The 15,429-nt window shown below is 70.7% G+C and carries 15 protein-coding genes; 4 read left to right on the forward strand and 11 right to left on the reverse strand.

Annotated elements, in window-relative coordinates:
* The 4 genes from U6N30_RS06505 to U6N30_RS06520 all read left to right on the forward strand — a co-directional run bounded on the left by U6N30_RS06505 (position 1) and on the right by U6N30_RS06520 (position 5,113).
* On the forward strand, positions 1-516 hold the full coding sequence (locus tag U6N30_RS06505) for an acetyl-CoA carboxylase biotin carboxyl carrier protein (RefSeq protein ID WP_324276625.1): 516 nt from the start codon (positions 1-3) through the stop codon (positions 514-516).
* Complete coding sequence (locus tag U6N30_RS06510) at positions 509-994, forward strand: biotin carboxylase N-terminal domain-containing protein (RefSeq protein WP_324276626.1); 486 nt, start codon at positions 509-511, stop codon at positions 992-994. The genes U6N30_RS06505 and U6N30_RS06510 overlap by 8 nt, the downstream gene beginning before the upstream one ends.
* Positions 961-4,194, forward strand: coding sequence for an ATP-binding protein (locus U6N30_RS06515; RefSeq protein WP_324276627.1), 3,234 nt, complete (start codon positions 961-963; stop codon positions 4,192-4,194). Before U6N30_RS06510 ends, U6N30_RS06515 begins: the two co-directional genes overlap by 34 nt.
* Positions 4,195-4,264: 70 nt before the next feature.
* A complete protein-coding gene (locus tag U6N30_RS06520) occupies positions 4,265-5,113 on the forward strand; it encodes a formate/nitrite transporter family protein (RefSeq protein WP_324276628.1) in 849 nt (282 codons plus the stop codon).
* A 39-nt stretch (positions 5,114-5,152) separates the two neighbouring features.
* Here the strand turns inward: U6N30_RS06520 and U6N30_RS06525 are convergent, their stop codons facing one another.
* From U6N30_RS06525 to U6N30_RS06575, 11 genes are all read right to left on the reverse strand, one after another.
* Positions 5,153-5,623, reverse strand: coding sequence for an NAD(P)/FAD-dependent oxidoreductase (locus U6N30_RS06525; RefSeq protein WP_324276629.1), 471 nt, complete (start codon positions 5,621-5,623; stop codon positions 5,153-5,155).
* On the reverse strand, positions 5,623-6,291 hold the full coding sequence (locus U6N30_RS06530; protein WP_324276630.1) for a flavin-containing monooxygenase: 669 nt from the start codon (positions 6,289-6,291) through the stop codon (positions 5,623-5,625). The genes U6N30_RS06525 and U6N30_RS06530 overlap by 1 nt, the downstream gene beginning before the upstream one ends.
* 97 nt (positions 6,292-6,388) lie before the next feature.
* Entirely contained in the window at positions 6,389-8,290 is a 1,902-nt protein-coding gene (locus U6N30_RS06535; protein WP_324276631.1) for a LuxR C-terminal-related transcriptional regulator, read from the reverse strand.
* A 307-nt stretch (positions 8,291-8,597) separates the two neighbouring features.
* Positions 8,598-9,506, reverse strand: coding sequence for a hypothetical protein (locus U6N30_RS06540; protein ID WP_324276632.1), 909 nt, complete (start codon positions 9,504-9,506; stop codon positions 8,598-8,600).
* Between the two features lie 1,123 nt (positions 9,507-10,629).
* The gene (locus U6N30_RS06545) at positions 10,630-11,658 is read right to left on the reverse strand and encodes a Pycsar system effector family protein (protein ID WP_324276633.1); all 1,029 of its coding nucleotides are present in this window, start codon (positions 11,656-11,658) and stop codon (positions 10,630-10,632) included.
* A 208-nt stretch (positions 11,659-11,866) separates the two neighbouring features.
* Entirely contained in the window at positions 11,867-13,021 is a 1,155-nt protein-coding gene (cofH, locus tag U6N30_RS06550) for a 5-amino-6-(D-ribitylamino)uracil--L-tyrosine 4-hydroxyphenyl transferase CofH (protein ID WP_324276634.1), read from the reverse strand.
* 7 nt (positions 13,022-13,028) lie between these two features.
* On the reverse strand, positions 13,029-13,928 hold the full coding sequence (gene cofG, locus U6N30_RS06555; RefSeq protein WP_324278187.1) for a 7,8-didemethyl-8-hydroxy-5-deazariboflavin synthase CofG: 900 nt from the start codon (positions 13,926-13,928) through the stop codon (positions 13,029-13,031).
* Positions 13,901-14,101: a hypothetical protein gene (locus U6N30_RS06560; RefSeq protein ID WP_324278657.1), complete on the reverse strand. Its 201-nt coding sequence runs from the start codon at positions 14,099-14,101 to the stop codon at positions 13,901-13,903. Before U6N30_RS06560 ends, cofG begins: the two co-directional genes overlap by 28 nt.
* Before the next feature lie 419 nt (positions 14,102-14,520).
* The gene (locus U6N30_RS06565) at positions 14,521-14,793 is read right to left on the reverse strand and encodes a dihydrofolate reductase family protein (protein WP_324276635.1); all 273 of its coding nucleotides are present in this window, start codon (positions 14,791-14,793) and stop codon (positions 14,521-14,523) included.
* A complete protein-coding gene (locus tag U6N30_RS06570; protein ID WP_324276636.1) occupies positions 14,790-15,104 on the reverse strand; it encodes a dihydrofolate reductase family protein in 315 nt (104 codons plus the stop codon). Before U6N30_RS06570 ends, U6N30_RS06565 begins: the two co-directional genes overlap by 4 nt.
* 184 nt (positions 15,105-15,288) lie before the next feature.
* A complete protein-coding gene (locus U6N30_RS06575) occupies positions 15,289-15,423 on the reverse strand; it encodes a methionine/alanine import family NSS transporter small subunit (RefSeq protein ID WP_324276637.1) in 135 nt (44 codons plus the stop codon).
* Positions 15,424-15,429: the final 6 nt, after the last annotated feature.

Consider the following 15,429-nt stretch of genomic DNA (forward strand, 5'->3'; position numbering starts at 1 on the left):
GTGGAGCTCACTCCGGACGACGTCCGCGACGTGCTGCGGGTGCTGGACTCCAGCGGCCTGGCCGAGCTGCACCTGGAGCTGGCCGACCTGACCCTCACGGTGCGTCGGGAGGGCGCCGCCGGCTGGACCGCCGAACAGCAGGTGACCCGGGCGCCGCAGGTGGAGCAGGCCGCCGCACCGGCGGTGGAGGCCGAGGCGGCAGCGCCCGCCGCGGAGATCGGAGACGGTCTGGTGGCGGTGCACCCACCGCTGCTCGGCACCTTCTACCGGGCGCCGCAGCCGGGCGCCCCGCCGTTCGTGGACGTCGGCGACCCGGTCGACACCGAGACCGTCGTCGGCATCGTGGAGACGATGAAGATGATGACGCCGGTGCACGCCGGGGTGCGCGGCCGCGTGGTCGAGTTCCGCACCGGCAACGGCGAGTTCGCCGACGCGGACGCGGTGCTGCTGGTGGTGGATCCGGTCGGGGTTGGTGGGGCGGGTGGCCAGCAGAGCGGCGGTGGGGTGGGTGGCTAGCGCGACCGGGCCACGGATCCGGCGGCTGCTGATCGCCAACCGGGGCGAGATCGCCGCCCGGGTGATCCGGACGTGCACGCGGCTGGGCATCGAGTCCGTGCTGGCCGCCTCCGACGCCGACCTGGAGTCGCTGCCCGCGCGGCTGGCCGACCGCGTGGTCCGGCTCGGACCGGCGAACGCGGCGCAGAGCTACCTCGACCCGGCGGCGGTCGTGCGGGCGGCGCAGGCGGTCGATGCCGACGCGGTGCACCCCGGCTACGGCTTCCTGTCGGAGAACCCGTCGCTGGCCCGCGCCTGCGCGACGGCCGGGATCGTGTTCGTCGGGCCGACGCCGGAGTCGCTGGAGGCGGTGGGGGACAAGCTGACCGCCCGGTCGCACGCCCTGGCGGCCGGACTGCCCGTCGTCCCCGGCGGGAGGCCGCGGATCTGGCGCAGGCGCGAGCGGTGGCGGCCGAGGTGGGCTATCCGCTGCTGGTGAAGGCCGTCGGCGGTGGTGGCGGCCGCGGCATGAAGCGGGTGCACGGCCCCGACGACCTGGCGCACACCCTCGACCTCGCCGTCTCCGAGGCCGCGGCCGCGTTCGGTGACCCGCGGGTCTACCTAGAGCGCTTCGTGTCGTCAGGTCGACATGTCGAGGTGCAGATCCTCGGCGACGGCTCGCACGCCGTGGCGCTCGGCGACCGCGACTGCTCCGTCCAGCGCCGGTACCAGAAGCTGTTCGAGGAGGCGCCGGCGCCGCAGCTCTCCGACGCGCTGCGCGCCGAGATGGCCGCCGCGGCGCTCGCCCTGGCCGAGCACCTGCACTACCGCGGCCTGGGCACCGTCGAGCTGCTGGTCGACGGCGAGCGCGGCACCTTCTACTTCCTGGAGATGAACGCCCGCATCCAGGTCGAGCACCCGGTCACCGAGATGGTCACCGGGCTGGACCTGGTCGCCGAGCAGCTCGCCGTCGCCGAAGGACTGCCGCTGCGGTTGCGGCAGCAGGACGTCGTCCTCACCGGGCACGCGGTGGAGTGCCGGATCAACGCCGAGGACTGGCGGCACGGGTTCCGCCCGTCGCCGGGCCGGATCGACCGCGTCGTCCTCCCGGTCGGGGAGGGCCTGCGGGTGGACACCCACGTGCAGGGCGGCTCCGTCGTCCCGCCGTTCTACGACTCCCTGCTGGCGAAGCTGATCGTGCACGGCCGGGACCGGGACGACGCGCTGGCCCGGGCGCGCGCGGCGCTGGGGCTGCTGCGGATCGAGGGCGTGACGACGACGGTGCCGGTGCACCGGGCGCTGCTGGCCGATCCGGAGTTCGCCGCCGGGGAGTGGACACGACGTTCTTCGAGCGCTTCCTGGACGCGCAGCTCGTGGGGACGCGCTGATGGCCGACGTCGGACTCGTGGACGTCTCGATCCGCGACGGCAACCAGAGCCTCTGGGGGCCACCGGCCTCCGGACGGCGCACGTCGCGCAGGTCGCCCCGCTGCTGGAGCGGGTCGGCTTCCGGGCGCTGGACTACAGCTCCAGCACGGCGATGGGCGTGGCCGTCCGCGTGCACCAGGAGGACCCGTGGGAGCGGCTGCGGCTGACCCGGGCCGCCATGCCGACGACGAAGCTGCAGTTCATCGGCACCGGCTTCCGCTTCATCAGCTGGCAGAACTCCCACCCGGACACCATGCAGCTGGTCTACGACCGGCTGGTGGCGGGCGGCATCGACCGGGTCGTCGTGCTGGACCCGATGCACGACATGGACGCTGCCCGCGAGACCGCCCGGCGGCTGAAGCAGGCCGGCGTCGACGAGGTCATCGGGGCGCTGACGTTCACCATCAGCGTGGTGCACGACGACGCCTTCTACGCAGACCTGGCCTCGCAGTTCGCCGCCGACCCGAACGTCGACCGCGTCTACGTGAAGGACCCGGCGGGGATCCTCACCGCCGAGCGCGCCCGCACCCTGCTGCCGGCCATCAAGGCCCGGCTGGCCGGCACGCCGCTGGAGCTGCACTCCCACGCCACGATCGGTCTCTCCCCGCTCACCTATTCGATCGCGCCGGAGCTCGGCGTCGAGGTCGTCCAGGTGGGCTGCGGGCCGCTGGGCAACGGCTCGTCGCTCCCGGAGGCCCGGCGGACGGTCGCCAACCTGCGGGAGATGGGCCACCGGGTCGACGTCGACGACCGCGCGCTGGGCCTGGTGTGCGACTTCTTCGACGGGCTGGCGGCGGCCGAGGAGCTGCCGGTGGGGCGGCCGCAGGACTTCGACGCGGCGTTCCTGCACCACCAGATCGCCGGCGGGGTGATGACGACGACCCGGCGGCAGCTGCGCGAGATCGGCATGGAGCACCGGTTCGAGGCGCTGGTGGAGGAGGTCGGCGCCGTCCGGGCGGAGCTCGGCCACCCGATCATGGTCACGCCGTTCCCGCAGATGGTGGTGTCCCAGGCGCTGTTCAACGTGATCGGCGAGCGGTACGGCACCGTGCCCGACCAGGTGATCCGCTACGTGCTCGGCAGTTTCGGCAAGCCGACGGCGCCGATCGACGCAGGCGTGCAGGACCGCATCCTCGACCGGCCGCGGGCGCGGGAGCTGGCGTCGGAACCGCCACCGCCGTCGCCGGCCGAGCTGCGGAAGCAGTTCCGTCGGGGGATCAGCGACGAGGAGCTGTTGCTCCGGGCGCACATGCCGGAGGACCAGGTCGACGCGATGCTCGCGGCCGGTCCGGCGCCGCGTCACTTCAACCCGTCGCTGGCTCCCGTGCTGACGCTCCTGGACGAGCTCGGCTCGCGCCGCACCGTGCACGACCTCGGCGTCACCAAGGCGGGCCTGACCATGACCGTGCGCCGCGCCTCCGGAGGGACCCCGTTGCCTGACACCGCTGTGGACCGGCTGCGGCGGGTGGGCGGTTTCGTCCTCGACATGGACGGCACGCTGGTGATGGGCGACCGCAACAACCAGGGCCTCGTGCCGTTGCCCGGTGCGGCGGACCTCCTGCAGGGCCTGGGCGACCGCGGGCTGCCGTTCTGCGTCTACACCAACGGGACGGTGAAGACACCGGCCCGCGTGGCCGACGCCCTGGGGCAGCTCGGCCTGACGATCGCCCCCGACCAGGCACTGACGCCGGCCTCCACCGCGGTCGACGTGTTCCTCGAGCGGGGCCACCGGCGGGTGATGGTGCTCGGCGGCGCGGGGATCATCGAGCCCCTGGAAGCGGCCGGGATCGAGACGGTGCCGCCGCTGCGGGGCACCGGCTGCGACGCGGTGATGGCCGGCTGGTTCCGGCAGGAGCTGACCTTCGAGGCGCTCGAGGCGGCGGTCTTCGCGGTCTTCGACGGGGCGGCGTTCTACAGCGCCTCTCAGTCGTTGTTCTTCGCGACGGCGGAAGGGCGGTCGCTGGGGACGTCGCGGGCGATCAGCGCCGTCGTCCGCGACATCACCGGGTGCGAGGTGACCGTCGTCGGCAAGCCGTCGCTGAACGCGCTGCGGACGGCCGGGCGGCGGCTCGGCCTGGCACCTGCCGAGCTGGCCGTGGTCGGCGACGACCCCGAGCTCGAGGTGCCGATGGCGCACGCCGGAGGCGCCTTCGCCGTGGCCGTGCACACCGGCATCGGGCACGCGGGCTCGTTCACCGACCTGCCGGCCGCGGTGCGGCCGCACCTGGACCTGCCCGACGTGGGTGAGCTGGCCCGGCTGCTGCGGACCTGAATCGGGGAGTGGACCGGTCGACGAGCGGGAATGACCGCCGCGACTGTCGGTCCGAGCTCCGGAGGCGTCGGTGTCCGCACGTGAACCCGCAGAGATGGCCCAGGTCGCCGCGGAGACCGGTGCCAAGAAGACCCGTCGCACGTGGGACCGCGTGCTGGTCAGCGCCTTCCTGGCCGGCGCGTACATCGCGTTCGGCGGGCTGGTGGCGATCACCGTCTCCGCCGGGTTGGACCCGGGAACCTGGGGCACGCTCCCGACCCTGTTCACCGGCGTCGCCTTCACCCTCGGCCTGGTCCTGGTGCTCATCGCCGGGTCGGACCTCGCGACCGGCAACATGATGCTGGTCCCGCTCGGCGCCATGCGCGGCAAGATCGACGTGGGCGACGTCGCCAGGAACCTCACGCTCGTCCTGCTCGGCAACCTGCTGGGCGCCCTGTTCGTGGCGTTCTTCCTCGCGGTGCAGACCGATGTCATCGGCGACGCCGGTTCCGACGGCAGCGCGGCGCTCACCTACGAGCGGCTGGCCGGCATCGCCGAGGGCAAGGCGACCGGGCACACGGCCTGGGAGACGTTCCTGCGGGGTGTGGGCTGCAACTGGCTGGTCTGCCTGGCGGTGTGGATGTCGCTGGCCGCGCAGTCGGTGTCGGGGAAGATCCTCGCGTTGTTCTTCCCGATCATGGCGTTCGTCGCGATGGGCTTCGACCACGTCGTGGCCAACATGTTCTTCCTCCCCGCGGCGATCTTCGCCGGGGTCCCGGATCTCGGCTGGGACGACGCCCTGCTCAACTGGCTGCTCGCGGGCTCCGGCAACCTGGTCGGCGCGGTCATCTTCGTGTCCACGTCGTACTGGTACCTCTTCCTCAAGGACCACCCGGAGAAGCCGGCGGTGGCCGACGAGGAGCCCGCCGAACGGGCCTGACGGGCTCCTCGTCGACGGCCGCTGGCCGTCCCGGCCCGCTCAGCCGGCGGCGATCGGCGCGGCGGCCGCGTTGCGCATCCGCCGGGCGATGTGCCGTGCCACGAACCCGGCGTCGCGGCCCACGCCTCCGATGAGCATCGACGAGAAGCCGTGGAGGAACGGCAGGCCGACGAAGTAGAGGCCGGGGGCGTCGGCGACGACCCCGCGCGTCTGGGTCGGCCAGCGCTCGTCGCCGATGGGGACCTGGATCCAGTCGGTGTCCTTGCCGAAGCCGGTGCACCAGACGACGTTGGTGACCTCGAGGACCCGGCCGTCGCCCAGGACCGGCCTGCCGTCCTGCACGCCGACGGTGCGCTCCGGGGTGTACTCCACTCCGGCCGCCTCGATGTCGCTCCGCTTGACCCGGATGAGCGGGCCGCCGCCGGAGCGGACGTGCCCGGCGACCTTGCGGCCGAGCGGCGTGCGCATCGTGAGGACGTGGTTGGCGGCGAACCACAGGATCGGCAGCATCAGGTGCGCCGTCCGGCCGTCGATCCGGAACGGGATCTCGCCCTGGATCGGCCCCGACAGGTACACGCGGTGCGAGGGGCGAGTTCCACGGCCAGGTCCGGCCCCGAGTGGCTGCTCCCGACCAGGAGGACGGGACCGGGCTGGAGCTGGGACGGGTTGCGGTACTCCGCGGAGTGCATCTGGCGGATCCGCGGGTCGAGCCGGTCGGCGAACTCGGGGACGATCGGGGTCTGCCACGTGCCGGACGCGACGACGACGTTCGGGGCCTCGAACCGGCGGTGCCCCGACGTGACGACGTAGTGCTCGCCCTTCCTCGAGAGGCTGTCGACGCTGACACCCGTGCGCACCGGCAGATCGAAGGTGGCGGCGTAGGACTCCAGGTAGTCCGCCGTCTCCGAACCCGTCGGGAACTCCCACCCGGGCATCGGGAACGGCATGCCGGGGAGGGCGTCGTAACGCGCGGGGCTGAACAGGCGGAGGGAGTCGAACCGTTGCCGCCAGACGTCGCCGACGCGCTCGGACCCCTCGAGCACCACGTGCGGCCGGCCCGCTCGCGCCAGGTGGTACGACGTCGCGAGCCCGGCCTGGCCGCCGCCGATGACCACGGTCTCGACGTGCTCGGGTCCCGCGAAGCCGAGGTCGGCGGGGATGGGTCCAGTGCTGGTCATCGGAACCTCCGGGGGTGTCGTCCGAACTGATGGGACGACGCTAGGAAGCCCGGGCACCGCGCCGCGTCGGGAGAACTGTGTAGATCGGCGGCTCCGTTCAGGCCAGGTGGTGCTGGTACGCGTAGGCCGTCGCGGCGGCCCGTGAGGGGACGTCGATCTTGGTGAAGATGTTGGCGACGTGCCGGGCCACCGTCTTCTCCGACAGGAAGAGGTCACCGGCGATCGCCCGGTTCGTCCGACCGGTCGCGACCAGACGGAGGACCTCGACCTCGCGCGTCGTCAGGCCTCCCGGCGCGGCCGCCCCAGCCCCGCGACCGGTCAGCTCGGCGACCCGCTCGGCATCGGGTCGCGCGCCGAGCTGGTCGAAGGTCCATCCCGCGGCGCCCAGCTCCAACGCGGCGGTCTCGTGGTCGTCGAGTGCCCGGCAGGCGAGACCGATGAGCACGCGGGTCCGCGCCGCGTCGTACGGCGCCCCGAGCTCCTGCCACGCCGACCAGGCGCGGCGCAGCGTTCCGACGGCCTGCCCGGAGGCGTCGCGGGCGAGCAGGACGGCGCCGGTCGCCTGCATCGCCATCGCGCGGAGCAGCGGCGCGTCGATGTTCGCCGCCAACTGCGACAGCTCGTGGGCGGGCGCGTCGGCACCGCTGAGGTCCCCGGCGGCGAGGAGCACCTCGACGCACCCCGCCAGCAGGCGGGGCCGGTGCGGCCCCGACAGGGGCTCCTCCGCGAGGGCGCGACGGATCGCCGCGGTCGCCGCCTCGGCCCGCCCCTGCGCGACCCGGAGCAGGGCGAGCCCGGGCTGCGGGTCGTGGCCGTGCCGGCTCGCCCGCCTGTAGGCCGCCTCCGCCGCGTCGTACTCCCCGCGGAGCCGGTGCAGGTCGCCCAGCTCGTGCCAGGCCATCCCGGTCGCAGTCTGACCAGGGGCGTCGGCGAGCTGTGCGCAGGCGAGCTCGGCCTCGGTCATGGCGTCCGGCCATGCCCCGTGCAGTTGCAGGATCTGGGCGCGGTGCACCAGGCACTGGCCGCGGTACGGAACCATGTCCGGCTGCGCGGCACACCACCTGGTGAGGGCGCCGGTCCACTCCTGCGCACGCCGCAGGTCGTAGCTGTCGAGGCATGTGGCGATCACCGCGCAGTAGACCAGCCCCGTGACGTGGGTCGACGTCTCGCCGGTGGTGACGGCGATCATCGCCTCGTCGAGCAGGGCCAGCCCGCCTCCGACGTCCCCCAGGAGGGCCAGCGCCTGGCCCCGCCCGAGCCGGCCGAGCGTCATGAGGTCCGCTTCCCCGAAGCGGTCGCCGACGGCGGCCGCCCTGGTGAAGCCGTCGTAGGCGGTGCGCGCGTCGCCTCCGTACATGGCCTGGACGGCGGGCGGCAGCTGCACGTAGCCGTGGACGGGTGAATCGGTCACCCCGGCGCCGTCGAGGACCGCGAGTGCCCGCCCCAGCCACCCCCGGCCTGGGCCCCTTCCCCCGCAGCGCCAGACCCCAGGCCAGCCAGAACGCGCACCGGGCCGCCCGCTCCGGGTCGTCGTCGGCCAGGTGGCGACGGTGCGCCCGCTCCCACGCGACGGCGCAGTCGGCATCCCGACCCGTGAGGTAGGCCGCCAGCGCGAGCCGCTCCAGGTCGGCTGACTCGCCGTAGGCGGCCGCTGCCGCGAGGTGCCGGTACGCGTCCTCCCACGCGTGGTGGGCGTAGGCGGCACGTCCGGCGTCGAGCTCCGATCCGGGAATCGGCACGCGGGCCATGCTCCTCGCGCGGTCGCGCGGGTCAATGGGTGCGGCCGTCCCCGCCGATCAGGTGGAAGCGATCGACAGGGTGAGCCGGAGGCGGCCCTCGTCGGAGGGGCCGTGGCGATCCGCTCGGCCGACGGGGTGCGGTACTCGGTGGTGCGCTGGCGGGCCGGCCGGCCGATCGCGGCGGCCATGGCCTCCAGCTCGGCGATGGTCTTCAGCGAGCCGTTCTCGCTGCCGGCCATCCGGCTGATCGTCTCCTCCATCAGCGTGCCGCCAGGCGTCCGGGGATGCCGGCCTTCCGTAGCAGGTCACCGACGTGCGACGTTAGGCCGACGGAGCCATACACCTCTATACCGGCTCCCTGGCTCGCTGCGATTGGAATCATTTCTCTCAATCGCTCTAGTCCGTCTGCCGACTGGTACCGCAACCAAGAACCTGCATGTCCGGGACTGAGGGTCGACCGGTCGAGGAAGAAGTGTGTGGCAATGTGCGCCTGCAGCACCCAGGCCTGGCGTCCGTCGTGCGCCCACTCAATGCGGACCGGACCCAGAGCCTTTCGCGCTTGGGTGGTCAGCGCCAGTACGTCGGATACGACCTCCGGGGAAGCTCGGCAGGCGACGCTGCCCCAAGCATGAAGTTATCGCCAGTTCCACGCACACCCTCGATAAGGTCTTCGCTGTCGCCCTGTGTGGGGATCGAAGCCCCTGACCACAAGGCATCCACCGCCTCCTGGGCGAGCACTGAGGCGAGTCGATCTCCTTCGGTGTCTTCCTGCTGTAGGAGTCGAAATGGGTCAACCCAATACGGAAGTGTACTGAAGTGTCCTGGGGTTTGTTCTCTAGGTGCGGTCCGAGTCCAGAACTGCGAGGTTCCAGTAGGCGTCCCGAAGGTGAACGGGGCGACTCTGCGCGAGATGACGGTAGTGCGTGGCACTGGAAGGTCGAGCAAATGTGTGATTAGCAGGCCATATGTCTTGTCGCCGATATGACGGCTAAACTTGTTAGGCCAGCGAGGCGTCACATCAAGCGTGACCGACGCGACCTGCTCGGTTTCCCACCAAATGGTGTGCTCTCGCATAAAACCCACTCGTTCGGGGTGTACCGAAAATTCGAGCCGCTCACCGTCGCGCCATGGTAACGCTGGATCGAAGCCGTAAACGACCTTGAGAAGGCGAGTAGCGAGGTCGTGTGGCAGCGCTGCCGTTCCCTGCTTTTCTACCGCCCGAGGGGTGTCATCAGGAGAGAACTCTACCGCTCCGCCAAGACTTACTCCCGATACGCCGCCATCCGAAACGTCGACAGTTTCATTGACGATGGTGTAGTAGCCATCGGCGGCCAGTGACCGGACTAGAGCCGCAGCTTCATGAGGGTTCCCTAACCCATAGTAGAACGGGCTGCCTTTATCGCGATCCGGCAAGAAGCTGCGAACGTTCACCGTCCCCGTGCCGGATGCGATCACTGCTGAGATGACGGTGTCCACGCCACCCGGTTCGATGGAGGACCTCTCTCGGACCGCCATGTGGCGTAGCTCGGGTTCGCGGCCAGGCGAAAAGCTCGCGAACTGTGCGACATTCCCGCGGCCTGCTAGGTCCTTCAGTCGGTCATCCTTCAGGCTTGTCATTCGCTCACCTCCCGACCGTTGCCCTCTCTGGCTCTCGGCAGTTCGCGATTGCGCTTAGCAACTGAGTGTTGCTCACACCTACACGCGCAAGTTGTTCAGCAGCATCCCGCAGCATGGACAGTCCCGCGCTGGCGCTCAATGGTCTGAACCGGTGATCCAACAGTTCGCATCCGGCATTGTGAGCGGCAGCGAATTCCAAGGCGCAACCGCTGCTGAACTGCCATCCATGAGCGAAAACAACGGTCGCCGCGTTCCTCTCGACTAGTCGCGTCCAAAAGAGGTGATAGTCGTTCTGCGCCCAACCCGGGACATCTTCCAGGCCGGTGGGGTCGATTACAGGTTGTCTCACCCATCTCGCCCGGCAGGCCCGAACCAGGGGACGCGCCCGACGAATATTGGGCTCGATGATCTGTTCCCGCAGACGGAGGGCGTACGTGGCAGACCCTGAATCCGGCTGTCGTGGGTGCCACTCAATGAATTGTGGCCCTGTGGTGATAGGGGTGCTGACGTAGACCGCGTTGCGGCCCTCAACTCCGAGACAAGCTGCGAACCCTATAAGCATCTCGCTCAGCTCCTCGGGAGGAAGGCCTGTAACCGTCGCTTCACCGCTGGGGCCGTGTGCGTCGCCGCTCGGTGCCATGCGTGTGACCGTAGACCCGGGTAGCGACAAGCGGGCGGAGGGGCGTGCGGAATCACCGGAGAGGGACACGATCGCTCTGGGTGCCGTGCCCTCCGGTGCGTGCGGGACCCCTGGGGGTGAGGGCAGTGCGCTCACGTCGCGGAGCCGCGGCGTAGGGAAGGAGCGTTCCAATGCTCGCTCGGCCAGGGTCGAACGCGGCATCCGCCGTGTCCGTGTCCTGCAGGTCTCGCGTGGTGCCTCGCAGGTGCTTGCGAGACTGCACGAGTTGTCGAGCCACCGTGAGGAGAGACAAGAGAGTGGCCGGCGCTGCGACAGCGGCAAGCGCTAGCCAACTGAACCCCGTCACCACGGCCCCCACGGGAGCACGATGGCGATGGCCGTCGCAGCCGCTGCTCCCCATGTCGGCAGTCTGCGTCCACGCAAGCGCGGCCGGACCGCCGCGAAGCAGGCGCAAGCAGCGACGGTCGCGGTGACCACCCAACCCGCCTGGGGGCTGCCATCTGCGATAAGGACCCCAGCGGCGGAGATGGCGTAGGCGGGCAAGAGTGCCCCCAACCAGCGCAGTACACCAAGGGCTGCGGCGAAGCTTTGACCTTCACTCGAGGCAACACGGAAGTGTTCAGACTCGGGAGTGCCATGCTTCTTCACAAATCGATTGGCCGCAAGCCGCCAGGTAACCTCGGCGTCGGAGCGTTCATGTCTGTAGACATTGTAGATTTGCAGTGCGGCATGTCCGGCGAATATCGAAGTCATGATCACCAATGGCCAAAACGCCAGCGGCAGAGTCAAATGCTGCCCGGCGGTCGTGACCCTCAACATTGAGGGGCGTTGTGAAGCGTGCGTTCCTAGGAGTAGGCCGGTGGCGAGCCACATGAGCCCATAGATGTACAGCGCAGCTGCCTCGTCGGTTAGACCGTACTTCACCCGAGCGCGCTCGCTTAGATTGTGGGCCTCTCGCAGGTACTGCTTGCGAAGTAGGTCTTCGAGCTGATCATCGGGTTGGTCCCAGCGGCGGAACCACTGCCGGAGCGGCTGCGACCCGATCATCTGGAAGTACAGCAACGACTTGTCGAGACGAACGTCTTCTCCGGTTTGCTGCTGGCTGCGACCCGGAAGCTTTAGTTCTGTACTGAGAGCCATTAGCAGGAGGATGACCGCTGCGATCGTCATAACTAGATACATGGCGGCCGCGACGGCAATTAGCGGCAGGCGCTCATTGTCGACTATGTAGCGGATACCGAGCAACTCTGTTTTCAGGACGAATGCTATGGCGCCGGTGGTCAGGAAGGCGATGGCAACCAGAAAGCGGTTGACCTTGTCGTCCTGATGCTTCGTGGCGTCAAGAACCTCAACATAGGTTTGGCGGGCCAACTCTAACGCGCGAGCGAGAGCTTTACGCTCATCCTCGGAGTCGCGCGTCGGAGAGGAGTGGACTAGATCCGGCGTCGCGACACGCGACCTGGAGCGCACAGCGCGGAGAAGATGGAATCGGAACGGCACGGTGCTACACCGTGCCACAAAGACCGCTCTTGGAGGCTCACCGCCCACGCTTGGGTGCCTGGGACGGGCGGCCGATCGGTCAGGACGGCTTGATCGAGAGAGTGAGCCGTCGGCGCCCCTCGTCGGAGTGGGCGGTGGCGAGCCGCTCGGCCGACGGGGTGCCGTACTCGGTGGTGCGCTGGCGGGCGGGCCGGCCGATCGCGGCGGCCATGGCCTCGAGCTCGGCGATGGTCTTCAGCGACCCGTTCTCGCTGCCGGCCATCCGGCTGATCGTCTCCTCCATCAGCGTGCCGCCGAGGTCGTTGGCGCCGCCCTGCAGCACCGCCTTCGTCCCGGTGTCGGCGAGCTTCACCCACGACGTCTGGATGTTGGGGATGCGGCCGTGCAGCAGCAGCCGGGCGACGGCGTGGATGGCCCGGTTCTCCCGCACCGTCGGCCCGGGCCGCGCGACCCCGGCCAGGTAGATCGGCGAGTTGTGGTGCACGAACGGCAGCAGCACGAACTCGGTGAAGCCGCCGGTCTCGTCCTGCAGGCGGCTGAGCGTGCGCAGGTGCCCGACCCAGTGCGCGGGGGTGTCGACGTGCCCGTACATCATCGTCGACGTCGTCGGGATGCCCACCTCGTGCGCTGTCGCGATGATCTCCAGCCAGGTCGCCGTCGGCAGCTTGCCCTTGGTCAGCACCCAGCGGACGTCGTCGTCGAGGATCTCCGCGGCCGTGCCGGGGATGGAGTCGAGGCCCGCTGCCTTGGCCTCGGTGAGGAAGTCGCGGAACGACAGCCCGGTGCGGGCGGCGCCGTTGACGATCTCCATGGGGGAGAAGGCGTGCAGGTGGATGCCCGGCTGCCGCTCCTTCACCGTGCGGGCGAGGTCGAAGTACGCCGTCCCCGGCAGGTCGGGGTGGATGCCGCCCTGCATGCAGATCTCGGTCGCGCCGGCCGCCCACGCCTCGTCGACGCGGTCACCCACCTGGCTCATCGACAGCGTGTAGGCGTCCGCGTCGGTGCGCCGCTGGGCGAACGCGCAGAACCGGCAGCCGGTGTAGCAGACGTTGGTGAAGTTGATGTTCCGGTTCACGACGTAGGTGACGTCGTCGCCGTTGACGTCGGCCCGGACCGCGTCGGCCAGAGCGCACAGGTTCTCCAGATCCGTGCCGTCGGCGCCGAGCAGCGCGAGGTACTCGGCGTCGGTCAGCCCCGCCGGGTCCTGCTCGGCGTGCAGCAGTGCGGCCAGCACCTCGGGGTCACCGGCGGCCAGGGCCGTGGGTGCCCGTCCCGGGCGCTCTCGGTGCGCGACCGCAGCTCCGACCAGTCGCCGTAGACGGCGTCGAAGTCGCTGCGCCGGTCCGACGTCCGCCCGACCGTGTCGACCTCGACGTGCAGGTCGGTCCGCCCGGACGCGGTCCACGACTCGTCGGGCTCCTGCCACGGCAGGCCGACGGGGACGCGCCCTCGACGGCCAGGCCGTCCGGCCCGGCGAGCGCCGACACGTGCGGGCGCACCCGCGGGTCCAGCCACGGCTCCGGTTGCAGGACGTAGCCGGGCTGGGCGGCCAGCCGCTCGCGCAGCTCGAAGCCCGCTTCGGCGCTCAGCGCCGCGAGCTTGTCGATGTTCGGCCAGGGCCGCTCGGGGTTGACGTGGTCGGGGGTCAGCGGCGAGACGCCGCCCCAGTCGTCGACGCCGGCGCGCAGCAGCAGCGCGAGCTCGGTGGAGTCGCTCAGGTTCGGCGGCGCCTGCACGCGGGCCTTCGGGCCGAGCAGCAGCCGGGTGACGGCGACGGCGGCGACGTACTCCTGCAGCTCCAGGTCGTCGTGGGCCTGCATCGCCGTCCGGGGCTTGGCCCGGAAGTTCTGGACGATGACCTCCTGCACGTGCCCGTGCCGCTGCGCGCTGGCCCGGATCTGCGCGACGGCCTCCACCCGCTCGGCGTAGTCCTCGCCGATGCCCAGCAGCACGCCGGTGGTGAACGGGACGGCGGAGCGCCCGGCGTCCTCCAGGACCCGCAGCCGGACGGCGGGCTCCTTGTCGGGGCTGCCGTAGTGCGGGCCGCCCTTCTCCGACCAGAGCCGGGTGGCCGTCGTCTCGAGCATCATCCCCATCGAGGCCGAGACCGGCTTCAGCCGCTGGATCTCCTCCCACGACAGGACGCCGGGGTTGAGGTGGGGAGCAGCCCCGTCTCCTCGAGCACCCGGATCGCCATGGCACGCAGATAGCCCAGCGTGGAATCGAAGCCGTGCGCCTCCAGCCACTCGGCGGCGACCGGCCAGCGCTCCTCGGGGCGGTCGCCGAGGGTGAACAGCGCCTCCTTGCAGCCCACCGCGGCCCCGGCGCGGGCGATGTCGAGGACCTCGTCGGGGAGAGGTAGGGCGCCTTCCCTGGGCCCGTAGCTGCCCGGGCGTCGTCACGAAGGTGCAGTAGTGGCAGCGGTCGCGGCACAGGTGGGTGAGCGGGATGAAGACCTTGCGGCTGTAGGTGACCACGCCCGGCCGACCGGCCGAGGCCAGGCCGGCGTCGCGAACCCTCCCGGCGGCGGTGAGCAGCCGGTCCAGCGGCTCGCCGTCGCCCAGACCGCGGGCGTGCAGCAACGTCTCCGCTTCGACGGCGTCGAGGGTCACGCCGCGCTCGGCGCGGGTGAGCGCGCGGCGCAGCGCGGACTCGGTGGGGGTCCGGGCAGGGCAGTCATCGTCCACGACGCTAGTCGCCCTCGACGGCCGGAACGGCGGGCGGGGCTTCCCGTCAGGTGTGCACGGTCGGCCGGTAGACGAGCTCCTGGGTGCGGCCGTCGAGCGTCCGGCTCCCGATCAGCTCCAGATCGAAGTCGGCCGCGCCCCCGAAGATCGGGTCCGTCCCGGTCCGTCCGGTGATCACGGGGAAGATCGTCACCTGGACGCGGTCGACCAGGCCGGCGGCCATCAGCGCCCGGTTCATCGACAGGCTGCCGTGGGAGCGCAACGGCACCTCGGACTCCTCCTTGAGCCGGGCGACGACCTCGACGGCGTCGCCGCTCACGAGGGTGGCGTCCGGCCAGTCGAGGGGCCCTCGAGCGTCGTCGACACCACTGTCGTGGGCATGCGCTTGATCCGGTCGTTGACCGGGTCGTCCCCTCCCGGCCCCTCGGTGCCCGGGCCCAGGTACTCCACAAATTGCCGGAAGGTGTTCGCCCCGAGGACCAACCGCTGCTCCTCCTCGTACTGGGCGAGGCGGCGGTCGAGAAACTCCGGTCCCTGCTTGCCCCAGTAGCCGCCCCAGTCGCCGCGGTCGTCGTAGGAGCCGAAGCCGTCGAGGCTGGCGAAGACGTCGAAGGTGTAAGTCGCGGTCATGTCTCTCCTCGGGTGCGGATCGGGTTCGGAGAGAAGACCGGGAACCAGGGCGGGACTCATCGTCGGCGGGTGTGCGGAGAACGGGGTCACCACGCGGACCGAGGCCCCGATTCCCGCACACCGGTTGCCGATCCTCGCCGCAGGGCACCGGCGAACACCTCGGCGGCCCGTCGTCCGCCGAGGGTCAGAGGTCCCGGTGCAGATTCTCGGCGCGGTCCTCGACGGCGCCGTGGCGCATCAGGCTGACGATGGCCAGGGCGAGGCCGCCCCAGATCACGAGCATCGCCACCACCATCATCACGATCGCGGCCGTGCTCATCGGGGT

This window comes from Blastococcus brunescens, assembly GCF_035320885.1.
GTDB classification, from domain to species: domain Bacteria; phylum Actinomycetota; class Actinomycetes; order Mycobacteriales; family Geodermatophilaceae; genus Blastococcus_B; species Blastococcus_B brunescens.

Bases quoted from the DNA above. Each gene is read 5' to 3' on its own strand.
- U6N30_RS06525 (WP_324276629.1), bottom strand. From the start codon at position 5,623: ATGCTGCCGATCCTGTGGTTCGCCGCCAACCACGTCCTCACGATGCGC.
- U6N30_RS06530 (WP_324276630.1), bottom strand. From the start codon at position 6,291: ATGACCAGCACTGGACCCATCCCCGCCGACCTCGGCTTCGCGGGACCC.
- U6N30_RS06535 (WP_324276631.1), bottom strand. From the start codon at position 8,290: ATGGAGGAGACGATCAGCCGGATGGCCGGCAGCGAGAACGGCTCGCTG.
- U6N30_RS06570 (WP_324276636.1), bottom strand. From the start codon at position 15,104: ATGACCGCGACTTACACCTTCGACGTCTTCGCCAGCCTCGACGGCTTC.
- U6N30_RS06575 (WP_324276637.1), bottom strand. From the start codon at position 15,423: ATGAGCACGGCCGCGATCGTGATGATGGTGGTGGCGATGCTCGTGATC.